The sequence below is a fragment of the Pseudomonas sp. GGS8 genome, assembly GCF_024168645.1.
In the GTDB taxonomy this organism is placed as follows: Bacteria; Pseudomonadota; Gammaproteobacteria; order Pseudomonadales; family Pseudomonadaceae; genus Aquipseudomonas.
In genome coordinates, this window is sequence record NZ_JALJWF010000001.1 from 4,296,068 (window position 1) to 4,314,263 (window position 18,196).

The window sequence follows — 18,196 nt, forward strand, 5'->3', positions numbered from 1 at the left end:
TTTATAGTCATTCAACAGATGGACGCGCCAAGGGCGCAGGAAAAGAAGCGTTTTGAAGAAATCCACCGCAGCACCTAAAACAGTCGTTCCGCTCTGGCGCCAGCAATTGCACTACCGGCTCAAGGAAGGTGCATTGATCGCCATCGGCGCCTTGTGCCTGTTCCTGATGATGGCCTTGTTGACCTATGGCAAGGACGATCCGGGCTGGAGCCATAACAGCAAGATCGACGATGTACAGAACTTCGGCGGGCCTGCCGGCTCTTACAGCGCTGACATCCTGTTCATGGTCCTGGGTTACTTCGCCTACATTTTCCCGCTATTGCTGGCGATCAAGGCCTATCAGATCTTCCGTCAACGCCATGAGCCATGGCAGTGGAGCGGCTGGCTGTTCTCCTGGCGCCTGATCGGCCTGGTGTTTCTGGTGCTGTCGGGCGCGGCGCTGGCCCATATCCATTTTCATGCGGCGACCGGTCTGCCGGCCGGCGCGGGCGGCGCTTTGGGTGAAAGCCTCGGCGATCTGGCGAAGAATGCACTGAACATTCAGGGCAGCACGCTGCTGTTCATTGCGCTGTTCCTGTTCGGCCTGACGGTATTCACCGACCTGTCGTGGTTCAAAGTGATGGACGTCACCGGCAAGATCACCCTCGATTTGTTCGAATTGTTTCAGGGCGCGGCCAATCGCTGGTGGGCGGCCCGTACCGAACGCAAGCAACTGGTCGCCCAGTTGCGTGAAGTCGACGATCGTGTACATGACGTAGTAGCGCCCACCGTTACCGACAAACGCGAGCAGGCCAAGGTCAAGGAGCGCCTGATCGAGCGCGAGCAGGCCCTGAGCAAGCACATGTCTGAACGCGAGAAACAGGTGCCGCCGGTGATTGCCCCGGCTCCGCCCAAACCCGCAGCGCCCAGCAAGCGCGTGGAAAAAGAGAAGCAGGCGCCGTTGTTCGTCGACAGCGCCGTGGAAGGCACTTTGCCGCCGATCTCGATTCTCGACCCTGCGGAAAAGAAACAACTCAATTATTCGCCTGAATCCCTGGCGGCCGTCGGCCACTTGCTGGAAATCAAGCTCAAGGAATTCGGCGTCGAAGTCTCGGTGGATTCGATTCACCCAGGCCCGGTCATTACCCGTTACGAAATCCAGCCAGCGGCCGGCGTCAAAGTCAGCCGTATCTCCAACCTGGCGAAAGACCTGGCCCGTTCCCTGGCCGTGACCAGCGTGCGCGTGGTGGAAGTGATTCCGGGCAAGACCACGGTCGGTATCGAGATCCCTAATGAAGACCGGCAGATCGTGCGGTTCTCCGAGGTGCTCTCGACCCCTGAGTACGACAACTTCAAGTCCCCGGTGACCCTGGCCCTGGGTCATGACATCGGCGGCAAACCGGTCATCACTGACCTTGCGAAAATGCCCCACTTGCTGGTGGCCGGTACGACCGGTTCCGGTAAGTCGGTGGGTGTGAACGCGATGATCCTGTCGATTCTGTTCAAGTCTGGCCCGGAAGACGCCAAGCTGATCATGATCGACCCGAAAATGCTCGAGCTGTCGATCTACGAAGGCATTCCGCACCTGCTGTGCCCGGTGGTCACCGACATGAAGGACGCCGCCAACGCCTTGCGCTGGAGCGTCGCCGAGATGGAACGGCGCTACAAACTGATGGCGAAGATGGGCGTGCGTAACCTGTCGGGCTTCAACGCCAAGGTCAAGGAAGCCCAGGACGCGGGCGAGCCGTTGAGCGATCCGCTGTACAAGCGCGAAAGCATCCATGACGAAGCGCCTCTGCTGCAAAAACTGCCGACCATCGTCGTGGTCGTGGACGAATTCGCCGACATGATGATGATCGTCGGCAAGAAGGTTGAAGAGCTGATCGCCCGTATCGCCCAGAAGGCACGTGCGGCGGGCATCCACTTGATTCTCGCGACCCAGCGTCCGTCGGTGGACGTGATCACCGGTCTGATCAAGGCGAACATCCCGACCCGTATGGCGTTCCAGGTGTCGAGCAAGATCGATTCGCGCACCATCATCGACCAGGGCGGCGCCGAGCAACTGCTTGGTCACGGTGATATGTTGTACATGCCGCCGGGCACCAGCCTGCCGATTCGTGTTCACGGCGCGTTCGTGTCCGATGACGAGGTGCACCGGGTGGTTGAAGCCTGGAAACTGCGCGGCGCGCCGGAATACAACGATGACATCCTCGCCGGTGTCGAAGAGGCCGGTAGCGGCTTTGAAAACGGCGGCGGTGGCGGTGAAGATGATGCCGAAACCGATGCGCTCTACGACGAAGCGGTGCAGTTCGTCCTGGAAAGCCGTCGTGCATCCATCTCTGCAGTTCAGCGCAAGCTGAAAATCGGCTACAACCGCGCGGCGCGCATGATCGAAGCCATGGAAATGGCCGGGGTCGTAACGTCCATGAACACCAACGGTTCGCGTGAAGTCCTGGCCCCTGGGCCGGTGCGCGACTGATCCGGCTTTGAAAGGGGCGGCGTCTTGAGGCGCCGCCCGCACTCCCACGAATGTTTATGAGGACTCCCATGCGTCTTATCCGCATGCTGTTGCTGCCGGTACTGGCTCTGACCACGCTCTCGGCCCACGCCGACGACAAGGACGTGGCGCGTCTGACTCAACTGCTGGAAAAATCCCAGACCCTGAGCGCGCGTTTTTCCCAGCTGACCCTCGATGGCAGCGGCACTCAGTTACAAGAGACAGCGGGGGAAATGTCCTTGCAGCGCCCGGGCCTGTTCTACTGGCACACCAACGCGCCGGCCGAGCTAACCATGGTATCGGACGGTAAGAAAGTGACCCTGTGGGACCCGGATCTGGAACAGGCCACCATCAAGAATCTCGATCAGCGTCTGACCCAGACCCCGGCGTTGTTGCTGTCCGGTGATGTATCGAAGATCAGCCAGAGCTTTGACATCAGCGCCAAGGAAGCTGGTGGCGTGATCGACTTCACCCTGAAGCCGAAAACCAAGGACACCCTGTTCGACAGCCTGCGCCTGTCGTTCCGCAATGGTCTGGTCAATGATATGCAGATGATCGACAGCGTCGGCCAGCGCACCAATATCCTGTTCACCGGTGTGAAGGCCAATGAGCCGATCCCGGCGTCCAAGTTCAAGTTCGACATCCCCAAGGGTGCCGACGTGATCCAGGAATAAAGAGCAGAACATAGAACCTGTGGGAGCGGGCTTGCCCGCGATGGGGGCATTGCATTCAATATCAATGTTGACTGACCCGACGCCATCGCGGGCAAGCCCGCTCCCACAGGAACCGCGCTGTTCAATCCTTAACTGATCGGCATCAGGACCCAGTGAGGTTTCATAAGTAGTGATGGACCTGTTTCGAAGTGCCCCGATCGCTCAACCTTTGGCAGCACGCCTGCGTGCGGCCAATCTGGACGAGTACGTCGGTCAGGAACACCTGCTCGCTCGCGGCAAGCCTTTGCGCGAAGCCCTGGAGCAGGGTGCCCTGCACTCGATGATCTTCTGGGGGCCGCCGGGCGTGGGTAAAACCACCCTGGCGCGGCTGCTGGCGGAAGTCTCGGATGCGCACTTCGAAACGGTTTCGGCGGTGCTGGCCGGGGTCAAAGAGATTCGTCAAGCGGTGGAAATCGCCAAGCAGCAGGCCGGGCAGTACGGTAAACGCACCATCCTGTTCGTCGACGAAGTGCATCGCTTCAACAAGTCCCAGCAGGATGCGTTCCTGCCGTACGTTGAAGACGGCACGCTGATTTTCATCGGTGCGACCACGGAAAACCCCTCGTTCGAACTCAATAACGCGCTGCTGTCCCGGGCACGCGTCTATGTGCTCAAAAGCCTCGACGAAGCCGCCCTGCGCAAACTGGTGCATCGCGCGCTGACCGAAGAGCGCGGGTTGGGCAAGCGGCAACTGACCCTCAGCGATGAAGGCTTTCAGATGCTGCTGTCGGCCGCCGATGGCGATGGCCGGCGTCTGCTCAATCTGCTGGAAAACGCCTCGGACCTGGCCGAAGACAACAGCGAAATCGGCGTCGACCTGCTGCAGAGCCTGCTCGGTGACACCCGTCGGCGTTTCGACAAAGGCGGCGAAGCCTTCTACGACCAGATCTCCGCGCTGCATAAATCGGTGCGCGGTTCCAACCCCGATGGCGCGCTGTACTGGTTCGCGCGAATGATTGACGGCGGCTGCGACCCGCTGTACCTGGCCCGGCGCGTGGTGCGCATGGCCAGCGAAGACATCGGTAACGCCGACCCTCGCGCCCTGAGCTTGTGCCTGGCCGCGTGGGAAGTGCAGGAGCGCCTCGGCAGCCCCGAAGGCGAATTGGCAGTGGCCCAGGCCATTACGTATCTGGCTTGCGCACCGAAAAGCAACGCGGTGTACATGGGCTTCAAGGCCGCGATGCGCAGCGCCACCGAACACGGTTCGCTGGAAGTGCCGCTGCACCTGCGCAACGCGCCGACCAAGTTGATGAAGCAATTGGGCTATGGCGACGAATACCGCTATGCCCACGATGAACCGGATGCCTACGCCGCGGGCGAAGATTACTTCCCGCAGGAGCTGGAGCCACAACGTTTCTATCAACCGGTGCCCCGTGGCCTGGAGTTGAAGATCGGCGAAAAGCTCAACCACCTCGCGCAGCTTGATCGTCTAAGCCCCCGACAGCGGAGAAAATAGTGATTCCCTTGATTGTTGCGGTTTCCGTCGGCGGTGTCGCCGGTACGCTGTTGCGCTTCGCCACCGGTAACTGGATCAACGCGAATTGGCCGCGGCACTTCTATACCGCGACGCTGGCCGTTAATATCGTGGGCTGTTTGCTGATCGGCGTTCTATACGGCCTGTTTTTGATTCGCCCGGAGGTATCGTTTGCGGTACGCGCGGGGCTGATCGTCGGCTTCCTCGGGGGGCTGACGACTTTTTCATCCTTTTCACTGGATACGGTGCGCCTGCTGGAAACCGGGCAAGTGCCGCTGGCCCTGGGCTATGCGGCCATCAGCGTATTCGGCGGGCTGCTCGCCACCTGGGCTGGCCTGTCCTTGACCAAACTTTGATAACGAGAAACCGACATGCTCGATTCCAAACTGTTACGTAGCAACCTTCAGGACGTAGCGGACCGCCTGGCATCCCGTGGCTTTGCCCTGGATGTCGTGCGCATCGAAGCGCTGGAAGAACAGCGCAAGACCGTCCAGACCCGCACCGAAGCTCTGCAGGCCGAACGTAACGCGCGCTCCAAATCCATTGGGCAGGCCAAGCAGCGCAGCGAAGACATCGCGCCGCTGATGGCGGACGTCGAGCGCATGGCGGGCGAGTTGAGTGCCGGTAAAGTCGAGCTGGACGCGATCCAGACCGAGCTGGATTCGATCCTGCTCGGCATCCCGAACCTGCCGCACGAATCGGTGCCGGTTGGCGATGACGAAGAAGGCAACGTTGAAGTGCGCCGTTGGGGCACACCGAAAACTTTCGACTTCCCGGTTCAGGACCACGTGGCTCTGGGCGAGAAGTTCGGCTGGCTGGACTTCGAAACCGCCGCCAAGCTGTCCGGCGCCCGTTTCGCCCTGCTGCGCGGCCCGATTGCTCGCCTGCACCGTGCGCTGGCGCAGTTCATGATCAACCTGCACGTCAACGAACACGGTTACGAAGAGGCTTACACGCCTTATCTGGTACAAGCGCCGGCCCTGCAAGGCACCGGTCAGTTGCCGAAATTCGAAGAAGACCTGTTCAAGATCAGCCGCGACGGCGAAGCCGATCTGTACCTGATCCCGACCGCTGAAGTGTCGCTGACCAACATTGTGTCCGGCGAAATCGTCGATCCGAAACTGCTGCCGATCAAGTTCGTGGCGCACACGCCGTGCTTCCGCAGCGAGGCTGGCGCGTCGGGTCGTGACACTCGCGGGATGATCCGTCAGCACCAGTTCGACAAGGTCGAGATGGTCCAGATCGTTGAGCCGTCGACCTCGATGCAAGCGCTGGAAAACCTGACCGCCAACGCCGAGAAAGTCCTGCAACTGCTGGAGCTGCCATACCGCACCCTGGCGCTGTGCACCGGCGACATGGGCTTCAGCGCGGTCAAGACCTACGACCTGGAAGTGTGGATTCCAAGCCAGGACAAGTACCGCGAGATTTCGTCGTGCTCCAACTGTGGCGACTTCCAGGCCCGCCGCATGCAAGCGCGTTTCCGCAACCCGGAAACCGGCAAGCCTGAGCTGGTGCACACCCTGAACGGTTCCGGCCTGGCGGTCGGTCGTACCCTGGTGGCGGTGCTTGAGAACTATCAGCAGGCCGACGGTTCGATCCGTGTGCCTGAGGTGCTCAAGCCGTACATGGGTGGCCTTGAGGTCATCGGCTAAATGGACTATCTGCCGCTGTTTCATAACCTTCGCGGCAGTCGTGTGTTGGTCGTCGGCGGGGGGGAGATTGCCTTGCGCAAATCCCGCCTGCTGGCCGAAGCCGGTGCGCTGCTGCGGGTGGTCGCACCTGAAATCGAACCGCAGTTGCGTGAGCTGGTGGCCAGCAGCGGTGGCGAGTGCCTAGTGCGGGGCTACGTCGAAGCGGATCTGGACGGTTGCGGGCTGATTATCGCCGCCACCGACGACGAACCGCTGAATGCGCAAGTTTCCGCCGATGCCCATCGGCGTTGCGTGCCGGTCAATGTGGTGGACGCGCCGGCGCTGTGCAGCGTGATCTTCCCGGCGATCGTCGACCGTTCGCCGCTGATCATCGCGGTGTCCAGTGGCGGTGATGCACCGGTGCTGGCGCGGTTGATTCGCGCCAAGCTGGAAACCTGGATTCCTTCCACTTACGGTCAACTGGCCGGTCTGGCGGCGCGGTTCCGCAACCAGGTCAAAGGCCTGTTTCCGGATGTGCAGCAGCGTCGGGCGTTCTGGGAGGATGTATTCCAGGGACCGATTGCCGACCGGCAACTGGCCGGGCAGGGCGCCGAAGCCGAGCGCTTGATGCTGGCGAAAATCAATGGCGAAGCACCTGTAGCCACCGGCGAGGTTTATCTGGTGGGCGCGGGGCCGGGTGATCCCGACCTGTTGACCTTCCGCGCCTTGCGCTTGATGCAGCAAGCCGACGTGGTGCTGTACGACCGTCTGGTGGCGCCGGCGATTCTGGATTTGTGCCGTCGCGATGCCGAGCGGGTCTACGTCGGCAAGCGCCGCGCCGATCACGCCGTGCCTCAGGAACAGATCAACCAGCATCTGGTGGATCTGGCCAAGGCCGGCAAGCGCGTGGTGCGCTTGAAGGGGGGCGATCCGTTCATATTCGGACGGGGTGGTGAAGAGATCGAAGAACTGGCGGCCCATGGCATCCCGTTCCAGGTCGTGCCGGGCATTACTGCCGCCAGCGGCTGCGCGGCGTATGCCGGGATTCCGCTGACTCACCGCGATTACGCGCAGTCAGTGCGGTTTGTCACCGGGCACCTCAAGGACGGTTCCACCGATTTGCCGTGGGCCGACCTGGTCGCGCCGGCGCAAACCCTGGTGTTTTACATGGGGCTGGTGGGCTTGCCGATCATTTGCGAGCAGTTGATCAAACACGGTCGCGCGGCCGATACGCCGGCGGCGTTGATTCAGCAGGGCACCACGGTCAACCAGCGGGTATTTACCGGCACCTTGGCCGACCTTCCACGGCTGGTGGCGGAGCATGAAGTGCATGCGCCGACGCTGGTGATCGTCGGGGAAGTGGTGCAACTGCGCGAGAAACTGGCGTGGTTTGAAGGGGCTCAGGCGCAGGTCTAGAGACCGAGTCGCTCCCATCGCGGGCAAGCCCGCTCCCACAGGTTATTTGGTGAAGCTGCAATCTTTGGCATCACACAAACCCCTGTGGGAGCGGGCTTGCCCGCGATGAGGCCCTCAAATCCTGCATGAACCTCAGGCCTTGCGCCAAACCCCTTTCCCGCTCAACCGCCCACGATCATGTGCCACAGTGAAATCCTGCGCCGGCCCTTTAGGCACAATCCCGGTCGGATTGATGGTCTTGTGGCTGCCATAGTAGTGATTCTTGATGTGTTCGAAATTCACCGTTTCGGCAATCCCCGGCCACTGATAGATCTCCCGTAGCCAGTTCGACAGGTTTGGATAATCAGCAATCCGCCGCAGATTGCATTTGAAGTGGCCGTAATACACCGCGTCAAAACGAATCAACGTGGTGAACAGGCGGATATCCGCTTCGGTCAGGTATTCGCCCGTCAGGTAACGATTGGCGCCCAGCAGCTGCTCCAGCCGATCCAGCTCAGCAAACAACTCATCGAACGCCTCTTCATAAGCCTGCTGCGAGGTGGCAAACCCGGCGCGATAGACGCCGTTGTTCACCGCGGGATAAATCCGCTCGTTCAGAGCGTCGATTTCGCTGCGTAGTGGTGCCGGGTAGAAATCCAGGTCATTGCCGGTCAAGGCATCGAACGCGCTGTTGAACATGCGGATGATCTCCGCCGATTCATTGTTGACGATACGTCCCAGCTGTTTGTCCCACAGCACCGGTACGGTGACGCGGCCGGTGTAGTCGGCGGTATCGGCGGTGTAGCGCTGATGCATGAAATTAAAGTGATCGAGCTTGTCGCCGGTCGATCCGAGGTTTTTATCGAAGGTCCAGCCGTTTTCCAGCATCAACCAGCTGACCACCGACACATCGATCAGGCTTTCCAGGCCTTTGAGCTTACGCAGGATCAGCGTGCGGTGGGCCCACGGGCAGGCAAGGGACACATAGAGATGATAGCGACCGGCCTCGGCGGCAAAACCACCGACGCCGCTCGGGCCTGGCTTGCCATCGGCAGTCAGCCAGTTGCGACGCTGCGCCTGTTCACGCTGGAATGCGCCGTCCTTGCTGCTTTGGTACCACTGATCCTGCCAGCGACCTTCGACTAACAAACCCATGTGCCTGACTCCTCAACCTGTAAGCGTTGGAGAGGAGTCTATGCGCATAGGTTCGAACAAAAAGCGCAAAGGTTGGGCAGTTATGATCGATTAAATCGATCGGTCCCGGGCGTCCCAATATTGCTGGGCGGTTTCGAAGGCTTGTTCGCGGGGCTGGCCGAGGCCGCGCAAGGCCAGGGCCATGGTCGAGATCAGCGCCATTTGCGGGTAGCTGTCGACCACCTCGCCACGCCACACGGCTTTCAAGTGCTCCGGGTCGAGGGTGGCCGGTTTGACATGGCGCTGGCTCGACAGCTGCGGCCATTCTTCATCCCAGCTTTCGCCGCCAGTGGTGCCGTACAGGTGACTGTCGGCGTCCGGATTGACCTCAATCTCGCCACCATCGCCCTTGATGACGATGGCGGTATCACCCAACAGACCGCTGGCATCGCGATGCACTGCCTGATAGCCGGGATGGAAAATGCTTTGCAGGCCACAGCGGGCACCCAGCGGGTTGAGAACCCGTGCCAGGGAGTGGATCGGCGAGCGCAGGCCGAGGGTGTTGCGCAGGTCGATCATCCGCTGAAGCTGGGGGGCCCAGTCCACCAGGGGCATGAACGCCAGACCGCCCTGATCAAGCGCCGCCCCGACCTGCTGCCAATTGCGGCACAGCGGTATGTTCAGCGTCTGGAGCAGTTGTTCACTGTAGAGCCGACCCGCCGTGTGTGCGCCGCCGCCATGCATGAAAATGCGCACGCCGTTCTGCCCCAGGCACTTGGCCGCCAGCAGATACCACGGCAAGTGACGCTTCTTGCCGGCGTACGTCGGCCAGTCCAGATCGACCGCCAGCGCCGGTGGATTCAGGCGTTCACGCAAGGCTTCGGTGAACCCGGCCATTTCCTCGGCGCTCTCTTCCTTGTGCCGCAATAGCATCAGGAACGCACCGAGCTGGGTGTCCTCGACCTTGTCGTCGAGCACCATGCCCATGGCTTCGCGGGCTTCGGCCCGGGTCAGATCGCGGGCGCCGCGTTTGCCTTTGCCCAGGATTCGCACGAACTGGGCGAACGGGTGCTCGGCGGGCGTTTCGAGGGTCAGCGCTGGATAGTCGGTCATAAGCAATTCGTCGGTTTGGGCAGGCCCGCCAGTTTCGCGGCGAGTTTGGCAGGGGTGCCTTTGAACAGTCGGTTCAGGTGCAGGCTGTTGCCCTTGTCGGGGCCGAGTTTCAACGCGGTGTATTTGATCAGCGGGCGGGTCGCCGGGGACAGCTGGAATTCGTCGTAGAAACTGCGCAGCAGTTCGAGGATCTCCCAATGTTCCGGGCTCAACTCGATGCCTTCGGCGGCGGCGAGGGCGGTGGCCACCTCAGCCGACCAGTCACTCAGTTCCACCAGGAAACCGTCCTTGTCCAGTTCAATGGCGCGGGCGCCAACGGTCAGGGATTTCATAGCCAACTGTTGACCTTGTCGTAGTGAATCGACAGCTCGACGAAGGCCGGGTAATCGATAGCCTTGGCCCAGTCCGGGACTTGCAGAGCCCGGGCCTGTACGTCTTCGGCCAGTACGAACAGTTTCAGTTGGCGGGCGTGCAGCGCGCTGAACGGCGTGGTGCCTGGCTGTAAGGCATAGGCCGCGTCGCCACTCAGCAACAGCGCATCGTTGGCGCCGATCACGCGCAGGCAACTGCTCAGGCGCTCGTCGCCGAAAGGGGAATGAGACAACACATGCAAAGTCGACATCAGAGGGTGATCACCTGGTCGTAACGGTCAATAAGGGCGGTGATGTCCTGGGCGCTCAGCACCCGGGCTTCTGCAAGTGACAGGCCTTCAGTGGCCAGGCCACGGGCCGCGGCGCTTTCAGCGCAGACGAACAGGTCGTCGACACCAAACATCGGCAAGGCTTGCAGGTTGGCGCTCAGGTCTTTTTGTTGCAGGGCTTTGGCGTCCTGTTTCGCGGCGAGCTGGAACACGCCGTCATCCAGAAACAGCAAGCCGATCGGCAAATCGAAGGCACCGCCGGCTAATACAATGTCCAGCGCTTCCCGCGCATTCGGCCCGGACCACGGCGCCTGACGGCTGATAATCAGCAAGGATTTAGCCATCTCACGCGCCTCCGAAACAGATCAGGCGGTCAGCGTCCTGCACGGCGTCATGCAACTGGCCAAGGCCGGACAATTCCCACGGCGCACCCACTGCGACCGCTTCACGCTGATAGCGCCGGGCTTCTTCCTCGTTCAGCACGCCGCGACGCAGGGCGGCGGCGATGCAGACCACGCCATCGAGTTGATGCTCGCTGACAAAGTTGCGCCATTGCTTAGGCAAATCCTGCTCATCCTGAGGCGTGACCACGCTGCCGGACGCGTTGTAGACGCCATCCTGATAGAAAAACAGTCGGACAATCTCATGCCCGCCGGCCAACGCGGCCTGGGCGAACAGCAAGGCGCGGCGCGAGGAGGGCGCATGGGCGGCGGAAAACAGCGCTATGGCGAACTTCATGACGGACTCGATCAGCAAAACTGCGGCCATGATAAAGCTTTATCAGCAGGGCGGCGAAGGGCGTTTACTCGTAGACCGAGTCGCGGCCATCGCGAGCAGGCTCGCTCCCACATTGAATTGTGTTAACCACAAGCTCATGGACAACACATCCCTGTGGGAGCGAGCCTGCTCGCGATATCAGTGGCGACGATTATTTGGTCAGCCCATACAACTCGCAATACTCTAGCCAGTCCATGCCGGCCATCTCTGCAACTTCCTTGTGCACTTCCATGCGTTGGGCCTGATATTCCTCGGGCGTGGCGGTGGTCAGTTGCAACGTCAGCTCCCAGGCAAATAAACCCAGACGCTCGGCCTCGGCTTCGAACGCTTCATGCAAGCGTTCGTCGCGGTACTGCGCCACCGTCTGGCCCTTGGCTTGGGCCAACAGTGGATTCAAGTTATCCAGTTCGACGCGCAGTTCGGGGCGCTGATCGAGAAACTTCCTCAGCGCCTGCTCGTGTTGCTGTTCGGTTGCCGCCATGGTCACTCCTTGAGGGGGATTACGAAGACTGCTTTTTGCTCGCCTTGGCAGCCGCGGCCAGACACTCGAGGGCAAACTGCTCGGTGTAGGTCATCTGGATCGGCGTGGTTTCGCCTTTGACGGTTCTTTCGCCGTCGAGAATGTAACGAATCCGCTTGTCGGTGACGCCAATTCGCTTGGCGATCCAGGCTGGCGTCTGACCGATCTGGCTGATCAGCTTGTCGGCATAGTCGGTGGAGGGTTTGTAGAACTCGGCGTTGGGTGTCATGACCTTTCCTGAAAATGGGCGATGCGACGATATCGGCGCGACAGGGTGCGCGAATCGTCGCGCGGTGTCGCGGTATAAATGAAGTAAAGCAGAACGATACGCCGCGCCGCGGTGGTACAGTCCGCTTTTTCCTGATGAGCGAACGCAATGCGAATTCTGATGGTGGCGCTGGCCGCAACTTTGCTGGTGGGCTGCGCCGGATCGGCGATGAACGACGCCCGCAGCAAAACCCCGTACAAAACCCTGACCTCGGACAAACCGGAAAAAGTCGTCGCCCAGTGCGTGCAGTTTGCCTGGCAGGACGAGGCGGTGTTTGGCGTCGACGCCGGCGCGTATTTGCAGCCGGGCAAGAAGGGCGGCTCGACGGTCTACACCCGTTCGGCCGAGTCTTTCGTGGACGTGACCAGCGATGCTTCAGGCACGGCCTTGAGCTACTACGCCCAGCATGATGATTTTGTCGCCAAGCGCCGTTTGGCGGCGTTGGCGACTTGTCTGTAAGAGGTTTATGAGGCCGTCGCCCTGTGGGAGCGAGCCTGCTCGCCATAGCGGTGGGGCAGTCGACAACATTGTTGAATGACAAACCGCTATGGCGAGCAGGCTCGCTCCCACAAGGTTCTGCGTTTTAATCAATCAAACGCTTCTGGAAAAAGAAGCGCTTGTGGCCTGGCGGATAATCGGCAATCTGCCCCAGTTCGCTATAGCCGTGTTTTTTGTAGAACGCCGGCGCCTGGAAGTCGAAGGTGTCCAGCCAGATCCCGATGCACTCTTTCTCCCGCGCCAGGTCTTCGGCCATCTGCATCAGCTTCGAGCCCAGCCCTTGTCCCCGTGCCTGGTCCGGTACCGACAACAATTCAATGAAAAACCACCGGTAAAACACTCGACCATAAAGCCCGCCGAGAATCTCGTCGTTGTCATCGCGTACCAGCAAGGCAATCTGCTCTGACACCGTGGGCCCGGCCTTTGAGGCGTTGTAGGCACGCAAGGGGGTAAGGATCGCCTCGCGTTCTTCCTGGGTGGCGTTTTCCGAACGTTCAATTCGCAGGGTCATGGGCTACATCCATATGGCAAAGAGGGAGCCTATCGCGATCGTAGTTTGTTTGGAACTCCCGGGCGCGCCGGAAGGTCTAGCCCTCAATAGCGTCATTACAGATTGCGCCCATGAGGACACGCCGTGGATATTTTTGAAGCCTTGCGAGAAAGCCATGATCGCCAGCGTAGTTATGCCGCCGCCCTGATCAAGACCCATGGCGACACCCCGGAACGGGTGGAGGCTTACAAACAGCTCAAAGCCGAACTGCAGGCCCACGCAACGGCCGAAGAACGCCATTTCTACGTCCCGCTGATGGCGTTCGACAATGGTGTCGACCTGAGTCGCCACGCCATTTCCGAACACCATGAAATGGACGAGATGATGGAGGAACTGGACGAGACTGAGATGTCCAGCTCCGCTTGGCTGATCACTGCAAAAAAACTCTCGGAAAAGGTCCATCACCACCTGAAAGAGGAAGAGCAGAAGTTCTTTCAAATGGCCGGCAAGCTGCTCGATGACAAGCAAAAGGAATCACTCGCCGGGCAATACCAGAAAGAATATAAGGCGCAGTTGCCCTGATCTGAGGCACGCAATCATTTATTGCTTTGGCGTTTAGGTCCATTGGATTTCAAGTAACGCCAACCCTCTGAATCCGTTCTGAAGGATTGGACAGAGCGTTAGAAAAAAAGATGCCCGGCAACCATGCCGGGCTTTTCTGTTTTCGCCTAACATGGGCACCTTCTGACGAAAATAGGGATGGATTGTCATGTCGAACACAGCCGAGCGGGTCAACATCATCGAGTCCCAGGTGCTGTCCCACGACTGGTACCTGCTGAAGAAAATCACGTTCGATTACTTGCGCAACAACGGCGTCTGGCAGCGCCAGACCCGCGAGGTTTATGACCGTGGCAACGGCGCGGCGATTCTGTTGTTCAACCGCGAGAAGAAAACCGTCGTGCTGACCCGCCAGTTCCGGTTGCCGGTGTTCGTCAACGGCCATGATGGCTTGTTGATTGAAGTCGCGGCGGGGCTGCTGGAAGGTGCCGCGCCTGAAGAGCGCATTCGCGCTGAAGCCGAAGAAGAAACCGGCTATCGCGTCCACCATGTGCAGAAGGTGTTCGAGTCCTACATGAGCCCCGGTTCGGTCACGGAGAAACTGCATTTCTTTATTGCCGAGTACGACGCGTCTTCGAAAGTCAGCGAGGGCGGTGGGCTGGAAGACGAAACCGAAGAACTGGAAGTGTTGGAGTGGAAATTCGACGACGCCCTTGAGGCGTTTTATCGCGGGGAAATCTGCGATGCCAAGACCATCATGCTGCTGCAGTATGCGGCGATGAAGAATATCTTCGCACCGGTTTGAGATCGCCTATGGCAGTGCCTGGATCGAGAGAGCGTTCAGGCACAATGGTCGAGCATTTCGGCACAGTAATCAGCCTTTGCTCTCTCTAGACTCGTGCTTCATGCCAAGACACCGATGAGGTCACGATGAACATCCGAATTATCCTATCCGCATTGTCCATGGGGGTTGTCCTCACTGGGCACGCTGCCGACTTCTCGCTGAGCAGCCAGGATATTGCTGAAAATCGCCCGCTGACCAGTCGAGAGGTGTTCAAGGGCTTCGGTTGCGAAGGGGGTAATACGTCTCCAGAATTGTCCTGGTCCAACGCCCCGGCCGGCACTAAAAGTTACGCGATCACGGTCTACGATCCTGATGCGCCGACCGGCAGCGGCTGGTGGCATTGGACCGTGGTCAACTTACCGGCTTCCACCCGCAGTTTGCCAAGAGGGGTCGGTTCGAACCTGCCTGCCGGTGCAATACAAGGGCGAACCGATTATGGCCAACCGGGATTTGGCGGCGCTTGCCCTCCTGTAGGGGATAAGCCCCATCGCTATCAATTCACTGTATGGGCGTTGAAAGTCGATAAGCTGCCACTCGACAACCAGGCCAGCGGAGCCTTGGTGGGCTATATGCTCAATGCCAACGCCTTGGCCAAAGCGACCATCACTTCAACTTACGGACGTTAAGAGCAATGCGCCCTTGTGACGGCATCCAGCACCGGGAAAACATTATCGATGCGTGTGTCATACGGGCGCGGCAGCCTCACACCTTGCAACGGGTGCCGATCTTCGCAACCACCCTGTGTCGAGTGCGACAGGGGGAAAAGCTGCTGCAATGGGATGACCGGGAGATGCGCGCAGGGCCGCAACATCTGATTCTGATGCCGGCCGGGCGCGAGCTTGGCATCTCGAACTTCCCTGGCCTTCATGGTCACTACATCGCTGATGTCGTGACCTTTCCCGGTTCGACACTGCGCAACTTCAGCAGCCGATATGGCCGGCAGATCATGAGTGGTCGCGGTGCCCCGAAGACAGATCTGTGTGTTCCTCTGGACAAGCACACGACGCAGGCATGGGATCAGCTATTGGCCGCCATCCATGCGAACGCGCCGGATGCATTACGCACCCACTATGGGGAAGCGGTTCTGCTCAGCCTGGGCCTCAACGGCCAGGCCGGACCGCTGCTGATGGATCGCAATGATCCACTGTGCGAACGTGTGGAGCAATTGCTGATGGGCAGCCCTGAGAGCGACTGGACCGTTGCGAGCGTCGCACAACACCTGCACTTGGGCGAGTCGACGTTGCGTCGCCAATTGGCCAATGAGGGCAGCAGTTTCAGGAGTATTCTGGAAAGTGTTCGACTGGCGACGGCGCTGCAATGGTTGCAAACCACTTCCCGGCCCATCGGTGAAATTGCCGGTGCCAGCGGCTACGCCTCGGCCTCACGTTTTGCCGTGCGCTTTCGCTCACACTATGGCCTGTCGCCACGGGAATTGCGGGCGGCGATTTAGGTATTCCTGTGCGCGGTGAAACTGTGCGTTCTTTGGCGAGCGTGCTCTGTGGCGAGGGGGCTTGTCGGAACGCCGCATCGCCCCGTTGGGTCGCGAAGCGGCCCCAAACCCCGCAATTGCTTGTTTTCAGGCACATCGCATGCACCGGTTTTACGACTGCTTCGCAGCCGAACGGGGGCAAGCCCCCTCGCCACAGGGTGGGCGCGCGCGATCAGATCCCCAAAAAAAACGGCCTTGATCAGGCCGTTTTTTTTGGGCGTTGAACAATGGGCTCACGGCATTTCCGGCAACTCCTGCGGCCGCAAATCAAACACCAGCACCTCGGCGTCCACGCCATTGCTCAAGGTCAGCACCTGTTCTTCGCGAACCCGTACGCCATCGCCTTCCTGCAACTGCATGCCGTTCAGCTCGACACTGCCCCGCGCCACATGCACATAAGCGTAGCGATCGGCAGCCAGTTCCAGCGTGGCGCTTTCCTTGCCGTCGATCAGTCCGGCATACACTCGCGCATCCTGCCGGACGTTCAGCGAACCGTTGGCCCCGTCAGGGGAAATGATCAGCTGCAAGCGGCCGCGTTTTTTCTGGGTGCTGTAATGCTCTTGCTGATAACGCGGTTTGGCGCCGCTGACGTCAGGCACGATCCAGATTTGCAGGAAGTGCACCGGGCGTGTCGATGAGTGATTGTATTCACTGTGTGCCACGCCACTGCCGGCGCTCATCAGTTGCACGTCACCGGGGCGGATCACCGAACCGGTGCCTAAAGTGTCCTTGTGTTCCAGCGCGCCTTCGAGCACGTAGGAGAAGATCTCCATGTCGCGGTGAGGGTGCTGGCCAAAGCCTTTGCCGGCGGCCACGCGGTCGTCGTTGATCACCAACAGGTCGGAAAAACCCTGTTCCCGTGGGTTGCGATAGTTGGCAAAAGAAAAGGTATGGAACGACTTCAACCAACCGTGATTGGCCGCGCCGCGATCCGAAGCTTTGCGAAGGGTCAGCATGATGAAATCTCCTGTCAGGACGTGAATTCGTCCGAGTGAGGAGAAGGTTAATGTTTACCTTGAGGCGCAATAAGTAGATGAAAATTGAAATACTGTCTCGTGCAGGTTGACAGTTGTGTGAGCGGGTTCATATATCCTTGTTGTTACACTCGGCCATAATGTCGAGAGTTGGCGCAGTGATATTAATCCGTACTCTTTTAGTGACCTTGAACCGATGAAAACCGTGGCAATGGTGTTGTTCCCAGACTTTCTCCTGCTCGACATGGCCGGGCCCATGGAAGTGTTTTCCATCGCCAATCGTTATCTGCAACCGGCAGACCGATACGAGCTGTTGACCATCGGCACCGAGCAGGGCGCATTGCGGGCCTCCAACGGCGTCAGTGTCCAGACCGATCTGCACATCGATCAGGCGAACGCGCACTACGACGTGTTGCTGGTGCCGGGCGGGCCGGGGGCCTACAACGAAAAGCATCCGCCGCTGCTCAACTGGCTTCAGGCTGCCGTCAGCCGTGCGAACCGATACGGGTCGATCTGCACCGGCGCGTTCGTGCTCGGGCATGCCGGATTGCTGGACGGCTTTCGCGTGACCACTCACTGGCATTACACCGAACGACTGATCAAAGGCTTCCCCAAGGCAACCGTCGAGACCGATCAGATTTTCGTGCAGGACCGCAACCTCATCACTTCCGGCGGTGTCACCGCCGGAATCGACCTGGCGCTGGCGGTGGTTGCCCAGGACCACGGCAAGAAAGTCGCCCAGGACGTCGCCAAAGTGCTGCTGGTGGTGATGAAACGCCAGGGCGGGCAGGCGCAGTTCAGTCCGTTGATGGCGGCGGTGGCGCCCCAGGAAACGCCGATTACCCGGGTGCAGAACCATGTGCTCGAACACCTCGACGAAGCGTTCAGCATCGAACGCATGGCCAGTCTGGTGAACATGAGTGCGCGGCACTTCGCCAGGGTTTTCGCCCGGGAAGTGAATATGACGCCGATGGAGTTTCTGCAAAGCGCGCGCATCGATCACGCCAGGAATCTGTTGGAAACCAGCGAGCTGCCGCTCAAGACCGTGGCCTATAAAAGTGGCTTCGGCAGCGTGCGCCATATGCGCTTTCTGTTTAGTGAAAAGCTCGGCCTGACCCCCACCCAGTACCGCGAGCAGTTCAGTTAGCGCGTTGTTGTCCGTCGTGCGCACCGCGATGGCGGTGATGCTCCTCCCGTGGCCG

The 18,196-nt window shown here is 59.9% G+C and carries 22 protein-coding genes; 12 read left to right on the forward strand and 10 right to left on the reverse strand.

Translation table 11 applies throughout. The features are described 5' to 3' along the window. The first annotated feature begins 52 nt into the window (after window positions 1-52). The 6 genes from J3D54_RS19355 to cysG all read left to right on the forward strand — a co-directional run bounded on the left by J3D54_RS19355 (window position 53) and on the right by cysG (window position 7,710). Window positions 53-2,458 (forward strand): DNA translocase FtsK, encoded by a 2,406-nt coding sequence (locus J3D54_RS19355; protein ID WP_026345733.1) that lies wholly within the window; start codon window positions 53-55, stop codon window positions 2,456-2,458. A gap of 68 nt (window positions 2,459-2,526) precedes the next feature. After that, complete coding sequence (gene lolA, locus J3D54_RS19360; RefSeq protein ID WP_253421592.1) at window positions 2,527-3,150, forward strand: outer membrane lipoprotein chaperone LolA; 624 nt, start codon at window positions 2,527-2,529, stop codon at window positions 3,148-3,150. Between the two features lie 172 nt (window positions 3,151-3,322). Further along, on the forward strand, window positions 3,323-4,645 hold the full coding sequence (locus tag J3D54_RS19365) for a replication-associated recombination protein A (protein ID WP_253421595.1): 1,323 nt from the start codon (window positions 3,323-3,325) through the stop codon (window positions 4,643-4,645). Continuing rightward, window positions 4,645-5,019: a fluoride efflux transporter CrcB gene (gene crcB / locus J3D54_RS19370; RefSeq protein ID WP_007941127.1), complete on the forward strand. Its 375-nt coding sequence runs from the start codon at window positions 4,645-4,647 to the stop codon at window positions 5,017-5,019. Before J3D54_RS19365 ends, crcB begins: the two co-directional genes overlap by 1 nt. Before the next feature lie 15 nt (window positions 5,020-5,034). Further along, complete coding sequence (serS, locus tag J3D54_RS19375) at window positions 5,035-6,315, forward strand: serine--tRNA ligase (RefSeq protein WP_253421598.1); 1,281 nt, start codon at window positions 5,035-5,037, stop codon at window positions 6,313-6,315. Then, on the forward strand, window positions 6,316-7,710 hold the full coding sequence (gene cysG, locus J3D54_RS19380) for a siroheme synthase CysG (protein WP_253421602.1): 1,395 nt from the start codon (window positions 6,316-6,318) through the stop codon (window positions 7,708-7,710). It begins immediately after the preceding gene. Window positions 7,711-7,842: 132 nt separating this feature from the next. Here cysG and J3D54_RS19385 read toward each other — a convergent pair whose 3' ends face one another. The 8 genes from J3D54_RS19385 to J3D54_RS19420 form a co-directional block, all read right to left on the reverse strand. Next, window positions 7,843-8,844 carry a glutathione S-transferase family protein gene (locus tag J3D54_RS19385; protein ID WP_253421605.1) on the reverse strand — a complete coding sequence of 334 codons (1,002 nt, stop codon included), beginning with the start codon at window positions 8,842-8,844 and terminating at the stop codon, window positions 7,843-7,845. Window positions 8,845-8,934: 90 nt separating this feature from the next. Continuing rightward, window positions 8,935-9,936 (reverse strand): glycosyl transferase family protein, encoded by a 1,002-nt coding sequence (locus J3D54_RS19390; protein WP_253421607.1) that lies wholly within the window; start codon window positions 9,934-9,936, stop codon window positions 8,935-8,937. Beyond that, window positions 9,933-10,268 carry a TusE/DsrC/DsvC family sulfur relay protein gene (locus J3D54_RS19395; protein ID WP_253421609.1) on the reverse strand — a complete coding sequence of 112 codons (336 nt, stop codon included), beginning with the start codon at window positions 10,266-10,268 and terminating at the stop codon, window positions 9,933-9,935. Before J3D54_RS19395 ends, J3D54_RS19390 begins: the two co-directional genes overlap by 4 nt. Then, a complete protein-coding gene (gene tusB, locus J3D54_RS19400) occupies window positions 10,265-10,558 on the reverse strand; it encodes a sulfurtransferase complex subunit TusB (protein WP_253421612.1) in 294 nt (97 codons plus the stop codon). The genes J3D54_RS19395 and tusB overlap by 4 nt, the downstream gene beginning before the upstream one ends. After that, entirely contained in the window at window positions 10,558-10,920 is a 363-nt protein-coding gene (tusC, locus tag J3D54_RS19405) for a sulfurtransferase complex subunit TusC (protein ID WP_253421614.1), read from the reverse strand. Before tusC ends, tusB begins: the two co-directional genes overlap by 1 nt. A gap of 1 nt (window position 10,921) precedes the next feature. Further along, the gene (gene tusD / locus J3D54_RS19410) at window positions 10,922-11,314 is read right to left on the reverse strand and encodes a sulfurtransferase complex subunit TusD (RefSeq protein WP_253421615.1); all 393 of its coding nucleotides are present in this window, start codon (window positions 11,312-11,314) and stop codon (window positions 10,922-10,924) included. Between the two features lie 190 nt (window positions 11,315-11,504). Beyond that, on the reverse strand, window positions 11,505-11,834 hold the full coding sequence (locus J3D54_RS19415; RefSeq protein WP_253421616.1) for a DUF6388 family protein: 330 nt from the start codon (window positions 11,832-11,834) through the stop codon (window positions 11,505-11,507). Window positions 11,835-11,853: 19 nt separating this feature from the next. Next, on the reverse strand, window positions 11,854-12,102 hold the full coding sequence (locus J3D54_RS19420; RefSeq protein ID WP_007941139.1) for a hypothetical protein: 249 nt from the start codon (window positions 12,100-12,102) through the stop codon (window positions 11,854-11,856). Between the two features lie 147 nt (window positions 12,103-12,249). On the opposite strand from J3D54_RS19420, the gene J3D54_RS19425 reads away from it, so the two are divergent. Further along, window positions 12,250-12,600 carry a hypothetical protein gene (locus J3D54_RS19425; protein WP_253421618.1) on the forward strand — a complete coding sequence of 117 codons (351 nt, stop codon included), beginning with the start codon at window positions 12,250-12,252 and terminating at the stop codon, window positions 12,598-12,600. 124 nt (window positions 12,601-12,724) lie between these two features. Here J3D54_RS19425 and J3D54_RS19430 read toward each other — a convergent pair whose 3' ends face one another. Next, window positions 12,725-13,150: a GNAT family N-acetyltransferase gene (locus J3D54_RS19430; protein WP_253421621.1), complete on the reverse strand. Its 426-nt coding sequence runs from the start codon at window positions 13,148-13,150 to the stop codon at window positions 12,725-12,727. Between the two features lie 123 nt (window positions 13,151-13,273). Between J3D54_RS19430 and J3D54_RS19435 the strand changes: the two genes are divergently transcribed. The 4 genes from J3D54_RS19435 (at window position 13,274) to J3D54_RS19450 (ending at window position 15,981) form a co-directional block, all read left to right on the forward strand. Next, entirely contained in the window at window positions 13,274-13,711 is a 438-nt protein-coding gene (locus J3D54_RS19435; RefSeq protein ID WP_253421624.1) for a hemerythrin domain-containing protein, read from the forward strand. A gap of 187 nt (window positions 13,712-13,898) precedes the next feature. After that, window positions 13,899-14,492: an NUDIX domain-containing protein gene (locus J3D54_RS19440; RefSeq protein ID WP_253421627.1), complete on the forward strand. Its 594-nt coding sequence runs from the start codon at window positions 13,899-13,901 to the stop codon at window positions 14,490-14,492. A gap of 125 nt (window positions 14,493-14,617) precedes the next feature. After that, a complete protein-coding gene (locus J3D54_RS19445) occupies window positions 14,618-15,157 on the forward strand; it encodes a kinase inhibitor (RefSeq protein ID WP_253421632.1) in 540 nt (179 codons plus the stop codon). A gap of 5 nt (window positions 15,158-15,162) precedes the next feature. Next, window positions 15,163-15,981: a helix-turn-helix transcriptional regulator gene (locus J3D54_RS19450; RefSeq protein ID WP_253421635.1), complete on the forward strand. Its 819-nt coding sequence runs from the start codon at window positions 15,163-15,165 to the stop codon at window positions 15,979-15,981. 272 nt (window positions 15,982-16,253) lie between these two features. Here the strand turns inward: J3D54_RS19450 and J3D54_RS19455 are convergent, their stop codons facing one another. Continuing rightward, window positions 16,254-16,976 carry a pirin family protein gene (locus J3D54_RS19455; protein ID WP_253421638.1) on the reverse strand — a complete coding sequence of 241 codons (723 nt, stop codon included), beginning with the start codon at window positions 16,974-16,976 and terminating at the stop codon, window positions 16,254-16,256. Between the two features lie 214 nt (window positions 16,977-17,190). On the opposite strand from J3D54_RS19455, the gene J3D54_RS19460 reads away from it, so the two are divergent. Further along, window positions 17,191-18,141 carry a GlxA family transcriptional regulator gene (locus J3D54_RS19460; RefSeq protein ID WP_253421641.1) on the forward strand — a complete coding sequence of 317 codons (951 nt, stop codon included), beginning with the start codon at window positions 17,191-17,193 and terminating at the stop codon, window positions 18,139-18,141. The last annotated feature ends 55 nt before the right edge of the window (window positions 18,142-18,196 follow it).